The organism is Caballeronia jiangsuensis (assembly GCF_046030135.1).
GTDB lineage: Bacteria > Pseudomonadota > Gammaproteobacteria > Burkholderiales > Burkholderiaceae > Caballeronia > Caballeronia jiangsuensis.
In genome coordinates this window covers 206,019-220,348 of the sequence record NZ_JAQQDB010000004.1, presented here as the reverse complement: position 1 = coordinate 220,348, position 14,330 = coordinate 206,019, and the positions used below count along the sequence as shown (strand labels likewise).

The 14,330-nt window shown below is 64.2% G+C and carries 11 protein-coding genes; 7 read left to right on the top strand and 4 right to left on the bottom strand.

From position 1 onward, the window contains the following. Positions 1-150: 150 nt before the first annotated feature. Positions 151-681, top strand: coding sequence for a hypothetical protein (locus PQR08_RS06235; RefSeq protein WP_250485165.1), 531 nt, complete (start codon positions 151-153; stop codon positions 679-681). A gap of 669 nt (positions 682-1,350) precedes the next feature. On the opposite strand, the gene PQR08_RS06230 is transcribed toward PQR08_RS06235, so the two are convergent. Beyond that, a complete protein-coding gene (locus PQR08_RS06230) occupies positions 1,351-2,553 on the bottom strand; it encodes a glycosyltransferase (RefSeq protein ID WP_250485265.1) in 1,203 nt (400 codons plus the stop codon). Positions 2,554-2,985: 432 nt separating this feature from the next. Between PQR08_RS06230 and ispH the strand changes: the two genes are divergently transcribed. Both ispH and hpnH read left to right on the top strand, forming a co-directional pair. Next, positions 2,986-3,948: a 4-hydroxy-3-methylbut-2-enyl diphosphate reductase gene (ispH, locus tag PQR08_RS06225; RefSeq protein ID WP_250485259.1), complete on the top strand. Its 963-nt coding sequence runs from the start codon at positions 2,986-2,988 to the stop codon at positions 3,946-3,948. A gap of 13 nt (positions 3,949-3,961) precedes the next feature. Beyond that, positions 3,962-5,116, top strand: a complete 1,155-nt coding sequence (gene hpnH, locus PQR08_RS06220; RefSeq protein WP_187605356.1) for an adenosyl-hopene transferase HpnH — start codon at positions 3,962-3,964, stop codon at positions 5,114-5,116. A 136-nt stretch (positions 5,117-5,252) separates the two neighbouring features. Here the strand turns inward: hpnH and PQR08_RS06215 are convergent, their stop codons facing one another. Both PQR08_RS06215 and PQR08_RS06210 read right to left on the bottom strand, forming a co-directional pair. Beyond that, complete coding sequence (locus PQR08_RS06215) at positions 5,253-5,447, bottom strand: YbdD/YjiX family protein (RefSeq protein ID WP_035502870.1); 195 nt, start codon at positions 5,445-5,447, stop codon at positions 5,253-5,255. Positions 5,448-5,457: 10 nt separating this feature from the next. Continuing rightward, positions 5,458-7,542, bottom strand: coding sequence for a carbon starvation CstA family protein (locus PQR08_RS06210; protein ID WP_187605358.1), 2,085 nt, complete (start codon positions 7,540-7,542; stop codon positions 5,458-5,460). Positions 7,543-7,690: 148 nt separating this feature from the next. Between PQR08_RS06210 and PQR08_RS06205 the strand changes: the two genes are divergently transcribed. Both PQR08_RS06205 and PQR08_RS06200 read left to right on the top strand, forming a co-directional pair. After that, positions 7,691-9,118 carry a cache domain-containing protein gene (locus tag PQR08_RS06205; RefSeq protein ID WP_250485254.1) on the top strand — a complete coding sequence of 476 codons (1,428 nt, stop codon included), beginning with the start codon at positions 7,691-7,693 and terminating at the stop codon, positions 9,116-9,118. Beyond that, positions 9,108-9,746 carry a response regulator gene (locus PQR08_RS06200; RefSeq protein ID WP_187605360.1) on the top strand — a complete coding sequence of 213 codons (639 nt, stop codon included), beginning with the start codon at positions 9,108-9,110 and terminating at the stop codon, positions 9,744-9,746. Before PQR08_RS06205 ends, PQR08_RS06200 begins: the two co-directional genes overlap by 11 nt. Before the next feature lie 30 nt (positions 9,747-9,776). Here the strand turns inward: PQR08_RS06200 and PQR08_RS06195 are convergent, their stop codons facing one another. Then, positions 9,777-10,394: an MlaC/ttg2D family ABC transporter substrate-binding protein gene (locus tag PQR08_RS06195; protein ID WP_187605361.1), complete on the bottom strand. Its 618-nt coding sequence runs from the start codon at positions 10,392-10,394 to the stop codon at positions 9,777-9,779. Between the two features lie 259 nt (positions 10,395-10,653). On the opposite strand from PQR08_RS06195, the gene hpnN reads away from it, so the two are divergent. Both hpnN and PQR08_RS06185 read left to right on the top strand, forming a co-directional pair. Further along, the gene (gene hpnN / locus PQR08_RS06190; RefSeq protein WP_250485253.1) at positions 10,654-13,314 is read left to right on the top strand and encodes a hopanoid transporter HpnN; all 2,661 of its coding nucleotides are present in this window, start codon (positions 10,654-10,656) and stop codon (positions 13,312-13,314) included. Positions 13,315-13,361: 47 nt separating this feature from the next. Next, positions 13,362-14,288 (top strand): MlaA family lipoprotein, encoded by a 927-nt coding sequence (locus tag PQR08_RS06185; protein WP_238214431.1) that lies wholly within the window; start codon positions 13,362-13,364, stop codon positions 14,286-14,288. The last annotated feature ends 42 nt before the right edge of the window (positions 14,289-14,330 follow it).

Genomic DNA, 14,330 nt, shown 5'->3' with positions numbered 1-14,330 from the left:
CGGTTTTGTTTTGCGCCATCGGCGTCGAAGAAATCTGTCGTGTAATCCGCAGTTTCGGTGCAATTGGTTACAACCTGTGCCGACCTCGCCAAATTCGAGCGGGTAGAATCGTTGCCTCGCCGCCCGCTTGCCAGACACAGACACACTCGCATGAATCTACAAGACCAGCTCGGCGCGCTTGAGTCGAGCCTCGACACGCTCCTCCAGACCGCCGCCGCATCTGTCCGATCATCCGTTGCATCGACCGAAACCGCTTCGACGTCCGTTGCGGCTTCGCCGGATGAACCGCCCGCGTTGGGCGACGTGAGCGAACCGGCCGATTCCGCCGCGCCCGCCGAACCGCCCGGTCTGAACGAGCCGCCCACGCTTGTCGTCTCGCGTCCGGAACGCGATGCAGTTGAAATGACGATTGCGGGCAAGACGGTGAAGTTGAGCCCGGAGGGGGTGTCGGAGTTGATCGAGGAGTTGTCGAACGTGCGGGCGTCGATGTCGGCGGAGCAGCCGGGGGGTATCGCGCCTGGATGGCGCTTTGCGGCTACCAAGAATCCCGTCATGGCGACGCAGAAATATGCCAACGGCGATCGGCTGCTGGTCATGCGTCATGCCGGGCATGGGTGGGTGCCGTTTACGTTTTCGCCCAACATGGTCATCGAGTTGTATGCCATGTTGACTAAGAAATAGGCTCCGTTTTTTCTTCGCTGGGTCCCGGTTTCGTGTCGGTCTATTAGCACTGCCCCTCCCCGGGGCGGGGGTCACTTTCTTTGCTGCTGCAAAGAAAGTAACCAAAGAAAGCAGCTTCTCATCGCCCGCGGTCACACGCACGTTGACCATGCTTGCCAGCCGCCAATGGTCCTCGCCTAAGTGTCGCCCTCGAAGGACCAACTGGGCTTGGCTCGCGCACGGTCTGCCGCCCGAGACGTTTCAGCGCGCTGGTTCAGCACCAAATAGCTTCGGCACAGCGCTGCGCGCTGCCGCCGGGTCCGCAAGGGAAACCATCGGTGTACGCAGTGCATTGAGATGGTGGCGTTAGCAACGAAGCGCACGCACACCCGATTGACCGGTCGGCCGCGAAGCGGGCCGGAGCTATTTGGTGCTGAACCAGTGTGTTGTGTGGCGCGATGTGTCAGACCGTGCGCGAGCCAAGCCCGGTCAGTCCTTCGAGGGCGACACTTAGGCGAGTGCCATCGGCGGCTGGCAAGCATGGCTAAACTGCGTGTGACCGTGGGCTTAAGCGAGCTGCTTTCTTTGGTTACTTTCTTTGCAGCAGCAAAGAAAGTGACTGCCGCCCCGCACAGGGGCAGTGCTAATAGACCACCGCGACAATGGGATCCGGCGAAACAAAAAACCCACCTACGATCCCTCCTGCCCCGGCGCCTGCACCCGCGCCTTCCACTGCCCGCCTTTCCCGCTCCAGTAACGCACCGCCGAGCCGATCGTCGCGCTCACATAAAACAACGCAACGAGCGGCAGAAGCGGCGCCCACAACAGCGACCTGCGGTAATAGCGCAGCATTGGACCATACGCGATGCACATGAACGCCCACGCCGCGCACGCCGGCCAGGCCCGCGCGCCATAAGCCAGCGCAAGCACCGGCGGCGCGAGATAAATCACCGCCATGCCGAGCACGGTGCCGGCGAGCAGCAACGGCGAATAGCGCAACTGCGTAAACGCCGTGCGGGCGATCATGTTCCAGATCTCTCGCCAACTATCGTAAGGACGCAGCGATTCGCTGCGATCGGCGAGATCGAGGCGAATCGGCCGCGCGTCGTTGCGGCCCGCGCGATGCTTGATGCGCGCGGCGAGACTGCAATCGTCGATCAGTTCCTGACGGATCGATTCGATCCCGCCCGCCTCCACCAGCGCCGAGCGGCGCACGAGCATGCAGCCGCCCGCCGCGCCGGCAGTCGGCTTCTTCACGTCGTTGACCCAGGCGAACGGATAAAGCTTCGCGAAGAAGAACACGAACGCCGGAATCAGCACCTTCTCCCACAGCGAATCGCAACGCAAACGCACCATCAGCGAAACCAGATCGCGGTCCTCGAGAATCGTGCGCGCGACGAGCTGCGTCGCGGCATCGGCCGGATGGTAAATGTCCGCGTCGGTCAGAAGCAGGAACTCGGCGGGCAGCCCGAGCGAATCGATCGCTCCGATGCCCTGCGACTGCGCCCACACCTTGCCCGACCAGCCCGGCGGCAGCGGCTGTGCGGTCAGCACGGTCAGACGGTCTTCGAGCCCGAGATCGCGTGCGGCGGCGAGCGCGACCTGAGCGGTGCCGTCGGTGCTGTGGTCATCGACGACGATCACATGGAACGCGCCCGCGTAGTCCTGCTTCAGGAGCGAGCCGACCGCGCGCCCGATGACGTCGGCCTCGTTGCGCGCCGGCACGACGGCCACGAGCGCGGGCCATGCGCCACGACGCGCGATCTCCGCGTTGCCAACGGCGTGGACCGTCGTACCCGACAGCGCCGGCGCGGGTTCCGCGCGCCAGAAGCCGCCGCGGGCGAACAGCAGCACGATCCAGATCAAAAAAGACAGCCAGGCGATCAGTAGCATGAAATAAACAATTAGCTTGGAAAGAGTGGCGCAGCCGAATGGCGCGGTCGACGAGGCGTTGCGAGAAAAATACACAAATCGAACGACGCCGGGAGTCCGTCCGGAAGGCCGCCGGGCGGGGCGCATCGGCGCAAGTCTCGCCGCCATGCGGTCCGAGGCGTTCGACAGTTTACTGGGTTCTGAAAATTGCCGTATCGACGCGCGCTGGGCGGTTGCACGCAGTGAAGCGGGCATTGAGCACCCAAAAAGGGAACGGGTTAGAATACGCGGTCAACTTCGGCGCGCAGACCCAATCACCGTGTCTTTTTTTCCGGTCTGCTTTCCCGGGGCGTTTTTAACGTCTCCGAGGCGTCGTGAAGGCCGAATCAAAGGAAAGCGCGAGCTTCGCGCCGGCTAACCCCGAAACCCGCGTCAGTCGGAGTTCGTTCGAATATGCGTATCATCCTTGCTCAACCCCGCGGCTTTTGTGCGGGTGTGGTCCGTGCGATCGAAATCGTCGATCGGGCCCTCGAACGACATGGCGCCCCCGTCTATGTGCGTCACGAGATCGTTCACAACCGTCATGTCGTCGATAATCTGCGCAGCAAGGGTGCGCGTTTCGTCGAGGAACTGGATGAAGTGCCGCACGGCGCGGTCGCGATCTTCAGCGCGCACGGCGTCGCGCAGAGTGTCGAGAAAGATGCGCAGACGCGCGGGCTCGATGTGCTGGACGCCACCTGCCCGCTCGTCACCAAAGTTCACGTGCAAGGCCGCCAGTATGTATCGCAGGGGCGCACGCTCATTTTGATCGGCCATGCGGGCCATCCGGAAGTCGAAGGCACGATCGGGCAGATTCCGGGCGAAGTCGTGCTGGTGCAAAGCGAAGCCGAAGTGGAGAAGATGACCCTCGCGCCCGATACGCCCGTCGCTTACGTCACGCAGACCACGCTTTCGGTCGATGACACGCGCGGCATCATCGATGCCTTGCAGCGCCGCTTCACGGATATCGTCGGCCCGGACACGCGCGACATCTGCTACGCGACGCAAAACCGCCAGGCCGCCGTGCGCGAGCTGTCGAGCCAGGTGGATGTGCTGCTCGTGGTCGGCGCGACCAACAGTTCCAATTCGAACCGCCTGCGGGAAATCGGCGCCGAAACCGGCGTTCCGAGCTACCTCGTCGCGGACGGTTCAGAGATCAGGCCGGAGTGGTTTGCCAATGTGCAGACGGTCGGCATCACCGCGGGCGCTTCGGCGCCCGAGGAAATGGTCAAACATGTGATCGATGCCCTGCGCGCGTTCGGAAACGTCGAAGTCACGACGATGAACGGCCGCGAGGAAAAGGTCGAATTCAAACTTCCCGCGAAGCTCACTCAGCCGGTCGCCGCCGTTGCGGCAACCGCGACTCGCGAAGAATAAGGAGAGGACGCAATTGTCTATCCCGATGCTCCAGAAGGCCCGCGTAGGCGCCTACATCTTCAAGCAGCACTTCACGGGCACCAAGCGTTACCCGCTCGCGCTGATGCTGGAACCGCTGTTCCGCTGCAATCTCGCCTGTAACGGCTGCGGCAAGATCGATTATCCGGATCCGATCCTGAACCAGCGTCTGTCGCTGGAAGAGTGTCTCGGCGCTGTCGACGAATGCGGCGCGCCGGTCGTGTCGATCGCGGGCGGCGAACCGCTGCTGCACAAGGAAATGCCGCAGATCGTGAAGGGCATCATGGCGCGCAAGAAGTTCGTGTATCTCTGCACGAACGCGCTCTTGATGGAAAAGAAGATGGACGACTACGAGCCGAGCCCGTACTTCGTCTGGTCGGTGCACCTCGACGGCGACCGCGAGGCGCACGATCACTCGGTTTCGCAGCCGGGCACCTACGACAAGGCCGTCGCCGCGATCAAGGAAGCGAAGCGCCGGGGCTTCCGCGTGAACATCAACTGCACGCTGTTCAACGATGCGGAACCGGAGCGCGTGGCAAAGTTCTTCGACACGCTCGGCCCGATCGGCGTCGATGGCATCACGGTCTCGCCGGGCTATGCCTACGAGCGCGCGCCGGATCAGCAGCACTTCCTGAATCGCGAAAAGACCAAGAACCTGTTCCGCGAAATCTTCAAGCGCGGCAACAACGGCAAGAACTGGTCGTTCAGCCAGTCGACGCTGTTCCTCGATTTTCTCGCGGGCAACCAGACGTATCAGTGCACGCCTTGGGGCAACCCGGCGCGTACCGTGTTCGGTTGGCAAAAGCCGTGCTATCTGGTCGGCGAAGGTTATGTGAAGACCTTCAAGGAACTGATGGAAACCACCGATTGGGACAAGTACGGCACGGGCAAGTACGAAAAGTGCGCGGACTGCATGGTCCACTGCGGCTTCGAAGCGACCGCCGTGATGGATACGGTGGCGCATCCGCTGAAGGCCGCGAAGATCGCTCTTTCGGGTCCGCGCACGACGGGCGCATTCGCGAAGGATCTGCCGATCGACAAGCAGCGTCCGGCCGAGTACGTGTTCTCGAAGCACGTGGAGATCAAGCTGGAAGAGATCGGCCGCACGCAGAAGAACAAGGGTGCGAAGACAGCGGCGGCGGTGAACTGAACCGCGCGTTGAACGTGTAGAAATGCGAGGGGCGGGTGACTTGGGTCATCCGCCCTTTTTGTTTTTGATGAAGAGCAAAAAACGCGACGGCTCCTCACCGTCGCGTTCTCGTCAGCTGCCGCCAAGCACCATCAACTCAACAGCACTTCCCCGCCCCCGATCCATACCTCGCCTCCTGACGCTCGCGGAAAAACTCCGCATAGCTCATCATCGGCTTGTCGGGATGCGTCGTCTGCATATGCGTGACATACGCGTCGTAATCAGGCATCCCGACCATCAGACGCATCGCCTGGCCGAGATACCGTCCTGCTTGCCGAAGATCGGTGAACATCGTGCGCTCCCTAGTGGCCCGAACGAACCGCCGCGCTCGCGCCGGCGGGCATCGCTTCGAAAGGCGTCTCGCGCACTGTCGGCTTCGTTTCGCGACGCGCGCGCAACACCGCCAGCACGCCATACACCGCGATGCTCACCACCACGAAGATGAACAAGCCGGCAAGCGCCGCATCGACGTAATCGTTAAAGATGATCCGCTGCATTTCCGCGAGCGACTTCGCCGGCGCCATCACCTTGCCCGCGTCGTACGCATCCTTCAGCTTGCCCGCGTGCGCGAGGAAGCCGACCTTCGGATTCGCGTCGAAAATTTTCTGCCAGCCGGCCGTCAACGTGCAGATGAGCAGCCAGATCGTCGGCAGCAGCGTGACCCACGCATAGCGCTCGCGCTTCATCTTGAACAGCACGACGGTGCCGAGCATCAGCGCGATGCCCGCGAGCATCTGGTTCGAGATGCCGAAGAGCGGCCACAACGTGTTGATGCCGCCGAACGGATCGACCACGCCCTGATACAGGAAGTAGCCCCACGCGGCGACGCACAGACCCGTCGCGACGAGGTTGGCCGGAAGCGACTCCGTGCGGCGCAGCGCCGGATGGAACGTGCCGAGCAGATCCTGCAGCATGAAGCGGCCGGCGCGCGTGCCCGCATCGACGGCGGTCAGGATGAAGAGCGCCTCGAACAGAATGGCGAAGTGATACCAGAACGCCATCATCGCCGGGCCGCCGATCACCTGATGAAGAATGTGCGCCATGCCGACCGCGAGCGTCGGCGCGCCGCCGGCACGCGCCACGATGGTCGTCTCACCGACCGCCTTCGCTGTCGATGTCAGCATGTCCGGCGTCAGCAGGAAGCCCCAGCTCGACACGGTCTGCGCGACCGCTTCGGGCGTCGAGCCGAGCAGCGCGGCGGGGCTGTTCATCGCGAAGTACACGCCCGGCTCGATCACGCAGGCGGCGACGAGCGCCATCATCGCGACGAACGATTCCATCAGCATCGCGCCATAGCCGATGAAGCGCATGTTGGCTTCGTTATCGATCATCTTCGGCGTCGTGCCCGACGAGATCAGCGCGTGAAAGCCCGACACCGCGCCGCACGCGATCGTGATGAACAGGAACGGGAACAGGTTGCCCGACCACACCGGCCCGCTGCCATCGACGAACTTCGTGAACGCCGGCATCTTCAGCTCGGGCGCGACGATCAGAATGCCGATCGCGAGGCCGAGAATCGTGCCGATCTTGAGGAACGTCGACAGATAATCGCGCGGCGCGAGCAGCAGCCACACCGGCAACACCGACGCGACGAAACCGTAGCCGATCAGGATCCACACGAGCTGCACGCCGGTGAACGTGAAGTACGGCGCGAGCGTCGCCGATTCGGCGACTTGCCCGCCGTACACGATCGCGAGCATCAGACCGATGAAGCCGATGATCGACACCTCGCCGATGCGACCCGGACGAATGTAGCGCGTATAGACGCCCATGAAGAGCGCGATCGGAATGGTCGCCGCGACCGTGAACGTGCCCCACGGCGAATTGGTGAGCGCCTTCACGACGATCAGCGCGAGCACCGCGAGAATGATCACCATGATGAGGAACGCGCCGAAGAGCGCGATCACGCCGGGCACGGTGCCGAGCTCCATCTTGATGAGATCGCCGAGCGAGCGGCCGTCGCGGCGCGTCGAGATGAACAGGACGACGAAGTCCTGCACCGCGCCCGCGAACACCACGCCGCCGAGAATCCACAGCATGCCGGGCGTGTAGCCCATCTGCGCGGCCAGCACCGGGCCGACCAGTGGACCCGCGCCCGCGATCGCCGCGAAGTGATGCCCGAAGAGCACGTACTTGTTCGTCGGCACGTAGTCGAGGCCATCGTTATGACGAACGGCCGGCGTCATGCGCAGGCCGTCGAGCTGCAGGACCTTCGACGCAATGAAGCGCGAGTAGAACCGGTAAGCGATGAGATAGACGCAGACCGCCGCGATGACGATCCATAGCGCGCTGATGCGCTCGCCGTGCGCGAGTGCAATAGTGCCGAATGCGAACGCGCCCAATAGCGCGAGCGCGATCCAGCCCAGGAATCCGGAAGCCCGATTCATGGCGTCTCCTTAGTTATTGACCCGTCAGGTCGATGGATGCGCCGTGATAGCGCATTGGGCGGTAGTATTCGCTTTCGCCACGGCGCTTACAAGCGCATAACTACGTATGCGCGCTACGTGGCTTCACGTAGCGGAAAACCCTGTATCGATGAACCTCAAGGCTAAGATCTTCCTGCTCGCGATCGTTCCGTTCGCACTGGCGATCGGCGGCATCACCTACGGCGTGCGCCAGCAGGCGCAATCGCTCGCGCAGGCGCAGCACGACACCACGCAGGCCGCGTACATGTCGAGCAAGGAAATCGAGCTGCGGCATTACGTCGAGATCGCGAAGAGCGCCATCGCACCGTACTACGATGCACCCGCCACCGATCCGCGCAGCGACGACGAACGCCGCCGCCTCGCGCTCGACGCGCTGCAGCGCCTCGACTTCGGACAGGACGGCTACTTTTTCGTCTACACGATGCACGGCACGTCGCTCATGCATCCGCGCCAGCCGGATCTCGTCGGACGCGATCTCTGGCTGATGCGCGATCCGAACGGCGCGCTGACCATTCAGGAACTCGTCAAGCAGGCATCGAAAGGCGGCGGCTACGTGCGCTACGTCTGGCGGCGGCCGTCCACGGGCCTCCTCGCGCCGAAGCTCGGCTACGTGGTGCCGCTCGAACGCTGGGGCTGGATGATGGGCACGGGCATCTATCTGGAAGATGTCGAAACGACGCTGGCGCGCATCGATGCGCAGGCGGCCGCGAACATCGAACGCACGCTGATGTGGATCGGCGCGATCGCGCTCGCCGCACTTGCGATCATCGCGGTATGCGGCGCGGTGCTGAACATCAGCGAGCATCGCAGCGCCGACGCGAAACTGAAGCGCCTCGCGCGGCAAGTCGTGGACTCGCAGGAACAGGAACGCGCACGGCTGTCGCGCGAGTTGCACGACGGCATCAGCCAGATGCTGGTCTCGGTGAAGCTGTTGCTCGAATCGGCGCTCGCGCGTTTCGAGCGCGGCGCGGCGCGCGAACCGACCGCGGAAGCCGCGCTCGCGACGAGCCTCGGACGCCTCTCCGGCACGCTGCGCGAAGTGCGCCGCATCTCGCATGCACTGCGTCCCGCGATGCTCGATGATCTCGGTCTAGCCGCCGCGCTCGAGCAACTCGCGCGCGAATTCGACGGACACGACGGCATCGAGGCGCGTTTCGAAGCGATGGACCACGGCAAGCCCTGCGCGACGCAGCGCACCACCCTGCCGGATCCCGTCAACACCGTGCTCTTTCGCATCGCGCAGGAAGCGCTGACCAACATCGCGCGGCACGCGCAGGCGTCGCGCGCGGCGATCACGCTCGATATCGCCACGCACGCCGTCACGCTCGACATCACCGACAACGGCCGCGGCTTCGATGCGCACAGCGCAGTCTCCGACCCGGCGAGCGGCGTCGGTCTGCGCAACATGCGCGAGCGGCTCGACACGCTCGGCGGCACACTGGCGATCAGTTCGCAACTCGGCCGCACGTCGATCACCGCGAGCGTGCCGCTGCCGCTCGCCGCACCCAATCTTCAAGGACATATCGATGAGCGCTGAACCCGCCCGCATCATTCTCGTGGACGATCACCCGCTCGTGCGCGACGGCCTGCGCGCCCGCCTCGACTCCGTGCCGCGTCTCTCCGTGATCGGCGAGGCGGGCAACGCAAAAGAGGCGCTCGCACTCGCCGCCGACGAAGCGAATCCGCCCGATCTCGCGCTGATGGACGTCGGCATGTCCGGCATGAGCGGCATCGAGCTGGCGGCGCTTTTTCACGAGCGGCACCCGGGCATCCGCGTGCTGATGTTGTCGATGCACGACAACGTGGAGTATGTGAAGCAGGCGGTGCGCGCGGGCGCGAGCGGCTACGTGCTGAAGGATTCGCCCGCCACCGAGATCATTCAGGCGATCGATGCGGTGCTTGCCGGGAAGACCTTTTTCAGCGCCGGCCTCGCCGCGCGCATGATTCAGGCACAGTCGATGCAGACGCCGCTCGAACGTCTGACGCCGCGCGAGCTCGATATTCTCGACGCGCTGGCCGAAGGCTTATCGAGCAAGCAGATCGCGCTGCAGCATGGGTTGTCGGTGCGTACGGTGGAAACGCATCGGCTGAATTTGAAGCGCAAACTGGATATCGATGGACAGGCCGAGCTGATCAAGTTCGCGGTGGAGCACCGCAGAACATGAGGCCGGCCTGCCAGCAAAGAGACGCGAGCGTCAGCCCGCCGAACGGGCGTTGTGCTCGGAAAGGAACTTGATGAGACCGTCGACGCCACCCTTTTGCAACTGGCCGGCGAATTGTTGCTGATAGACCTGAATGAGCCAAGCGCCCATCATGTCGATGTCGTAGATTTTCCAGCCCTGCGGCGTCTTCTCCAGACGATAGCGCACGGGATTGTCGCCGCCCGTGGAGATGACGTGCGATTCGACGACCGTGTCTTTCGCGTTGGCATCGATGTTGGGGGCGTCGAACTTGAACTTCACGTCCTGATCGCGCAATTGCGCGAGCGAAGCCGCATAGGTGCGAACCAGCAGCGTCTGGAACTGGTCGTAGAGCTGCTTTTGCTGCTCGGGCGTGGCGCTCGCCCAGGCCTTGCCAACCGCGATGCGCGTGGTGCGCTGGAAGTCGGTGGCGGGCAGGAAGCGCGTCTCGACGAGCTGCGTGATCTTCGCCATGTCGCCGCCGCGCGCCTGCGGGTCGGCCTTCATCGCGTTGACGGTGCCTTCGACGGCATTCTTCACGACGGCATCGGGACTCGTTTGTGCGAGCGCCTCGCCTGCGAAGGACAGCGAGACAAGGAGGAAAGCGAAGCAAATAGACAAATAGCGTTTCATGGCACCCGTTCTCTAATCAGGTTTGGTGGCGCGGGTTGTGCGGCCTTCCGGCATTGCAGGAGCGGCCAGCTTGCTGCGAGGTCAGTATATCGACATCGCCGCGCCGCAACAGTTCAAGCGCGGCGTGTTGCGTGCGCCCGGTATACTTGCGCGGCTCCCCGCATCGTTTCAAAGGAAATGATCCGGGTTCCGGCGCTCGGCATTATGCAATTCGCGCGTTCGCACGCACAAAAGATAACAGGCACCAGGTAGCGTCTTCATGCTGACGTCCAACATTACTCGCTTCGTCACCCTCGCCATCCGCCGGCCGGCGTGGATTATCGCCGTTTCGCTCCTGCTCGGCGTGCTCTCCACGATTTATGTCGTCCATCACTTCAGAATCAGCACCGACGTAAGCCAGTTGATCGAGACGGAGCCCGAGTGGGCCGCGCGCAGCAAGGCCATCGACAAGGCGTTTCCGCAGCGCGGCGCGACATTGCTGATCGTCGTTCAGGCGCCCGCCCAGGAATTCGCCGACGCCGCCGCGAACGAACTCGCCGCCGCGCTCGCGAAGGAGCCGGAGCGGTTCAAGTCGGTGTCGCAGCCCGAGGGCGGCACGTTCTTCGAGCACGACGGCCTGCTCTATCTGCCGACGGACAAGGTCGAACAGGTCACGAAGCAGCTCGCGCAGGCGCGCCCGCTCATCAATACGCTCGCGCACGACCCGACGCTCACCGGCCTCGCGCAGACGCTCAACACCACGCTCAATCTGCCGCTGACGCTCGGACAGGTCAATCTCGGCCAGATGGCCGGTCTGCTCGGCAGAAGCGCGACGGTGCTCGACCGCGTGCTGGCGAATCAGCCCGCCGCATTTTCGTGGCGCGGGCTCGCGGATTCGTCCGACAGCGCCGCGCCGGGGCGCGCGTTCGTCACCGTGTTGCCGGAGCTGAACTTCAATGCGCTGAAGGCGGCGGCGGGCACATCGGAGGAGATTCGCGCGAAGGCCGCCGAGCTCGGCATCGACAAAAAATACGGCGCGACGCTGCATCTGACAGGCGCGCAGCCGCTCGCCGACGAGGAATTCGCGTCCGTGCAGGACGGCGCCGTGCTCAACGGCGTGCTGACCTTCCTCGTCGTGCTGATGATCCTCTGGGTCGCGCTGCGCTCGAAGCGCATGATCCTCGCGGTGTTCATCACGCTCTTCGTCGGGCTCGCGATCACCGCCGCGCTCGGACTCATGATGGTCCACGCGCTCAACATGATCTCGGTCGCGTTCATGGTGCTGTTCGTCGGGCTGGGCGTGGACTTCGGCATCCAGTTCGGCGTGAAGTATCGCGAGGAGCGCTACAAGCACCGGCGGCTCGACGTATCGCTCGCGGAAACCGCGCGTCATGTCGCCGTGCCGCTCACGCTCGCCGCCGCCGCGACGGCCGCGAGCTTCTTCTCGTTTCTGCCGACCGCGTATCGCGGCGTGTCGGAGCTGGGGCTGATCGCGGGCGTCGGCATGTTCGTCGCCTACGCGACCAACATGACGCTTCTGCCCGCGCTCATCAAGGTGTTCGCGCCGCCGGGCGAAGCGCATTCGCCGGGCTTTCCGGTGCTCGCGCCGCTCGACGAATTCCTCGACAAGCATCGCAAGCCGGTGCTGATCGGCACGCTCGTGGTCGTCATCGGCGCGCTGCCGCTGCTCTTCGATCTGCGTTTCGACTTCAACCCGCTCCATTTGAAGGACCCGCATACCGAGTCGATGGCGACGCTCATCGCGCTCAAGGATTCGCCGGAAGGCGCGGTGAACGATGTCGCGGTGCTCGCGCCCTCGCTCGCCGACGCCGACAACATCGCCGCGAAGCTGCGAAAACTGCCGGAAGTCGGCAGCGCGACCACGCTTTCGTCGCTCATTCCCGCCGATCAGCCGAAGAAGCTGGAGCTCATCAAGGCCGCCGCCGATCAACTGCTGCCCGCGCTCGATCAACAGACGGCATCGCCCGTGACGGACGCGGTGCGCGTCGCCGCGCTGAAACGGGTGTCGAGCCAGCTCTCGCTCGCCGCCGACGAGCATCCCGGTCCGGGCGACAAGGAAGCGAAACATCTGTCGCAGACGCTCGCGAAGCTGGCGCAAGCCGACTCCGCGGCCCGCGACCGCGCCGAACACGCGATGGCCGAGCCGCTGCGCATCGCGCTCGCGCAATTGCGCGCGCTGCTCACGCCGACGGAAATCACGCGCGAAACGCTGCCGCCGCAGATGGTCGCGTCGTTCGTGACGCCGCAGGGCCAGGCGCTCGTCGACATCGCGCCGAAGGTTCCGCCGGGCGTCGATCCCAACGACGACGCGCTGCTCGCCCGCTTCGCCGACGCGGTGCAGAAGGCGGCGCCCGACGCCATCGGCGGGCCGATTTCCGTGCGCCATTCGGCGGAGACGATCATCAAGGCGTTCGAGCAGGCGGCGCTCTACTCGCTCATCGCGATCACCGTGCTGCTGTGGATCGCGCTGCGCCGTTTTGGCGACGTTTTGAGAACTTTGGTACCGTTGCTCGTCTCGGCGATCGTCACGCTGGAACTGTGCGTCGTCTTCAGGATGCCGCTCAACTTCGCGAACATCATTGCGCTGCCGCTGATGCTGGGCGTCGGCGTCGCGTTCAAGATCTACTTCGTGATGGCGTGGCGGTCCGGGCAGACGCGCTTGCTACAGTCGAGCCTCACCCATGCCGTTATGTTCAGTGCGGCCACGACGGCGACGGCGTTCGGCAGCCTGTGGTTCTCTCATCATCCGGGCACGTCGAGCATGGGACGGCTACTGGCGCTGTCGCTCTTTTGTACGCTGATCGGCGCGGTGGTGTTCCAGCCCGTTCTGATGGGCAAACCGCGCAAGGTGCGTGCGGCGGCGCGGGCGAAGCTCAGGGCGGCGCAACGACATGACAACCTAAGAGGAATTGAAGAATGAAGTGGGGATCGACGGCTTTGACCGCTCGTGCAGTGCGTAAATTGGGGATGAGTCTGGCGATTGCGGGCGTGCTCACGACAGCGGGCTGCGCCACCGGCCCGGACCGCAATCCGAAAGACCCGCTCGAGCCGATGAACCGCAAGATCTTCACGTTCAACGACACGCTCGACACCTACGTCGCGAAGCCCGTCGCGCAGTTCTACGTCGATTACACGCCGAGCCCGTTTCGCACGGCCGTCAGCAATTTCTTCTCGAACCTCGGCGATTTCTCCAACTTCGCGAACAACCTGCTGCAGTTGAAGATCACCGATGCGACGCAGGATCTGATGCGTATCGCGATGAACTCGCTGTTCGGCGTCGGCGGCCTGATCGATGTCGCTTCGCCTGCGGGCTTGCCGAAGCATCATCAGGACTTCGGCCTGACGCTCGGGCACTACGGCATGCCGTCGGGGCCGTATCTGGTGCTGCCGCTGCTCGGCCCGAGCTCGTTCCGCGATTCGACGACCTGGCTCGTCGACTGGCGCGTGAACCCCCTGAGTTATTCCGAAGCGGAAATACGCTGGCCGTTGTTTGGAGTGAACTTCGTGAGCGCGCGCGCGGACCTGATCGGCGCGACCGATCTGCTCTCGGCGGCCGCGCTCGACAAATACGCGTTCGTGCGCGATGCCTACACGCAGCGGCGTCAGTACCTGCTGACGGGCGGCGGCGCGAGTACGTTGCCCGACTACGGCGACGAAGGCGCATCGGCGCCCGAAGGCGCGAGCGCGCCGGGCGAAACCGGCGGTGGCAGTACGGAGCAAGGCTTGCCGACGTATGTCGATCCGGGCGCGGCGGCGTCGCCTGCGGGTGGCGTCGGCGGGAAATCGCCAGCGCCGGAAGAGAACGCGCCGAAGGGTCAGCCGTCGCCGAGTTCGAGCAAGGCGCAGGGGCTGCCGCAGTATGACGATCCGGCGGCGCAGCCTGCGGGCAAGTGAGCTGGGGGGTGATGGCTGGAAAAGCAAAACGGGCGCGTGGGC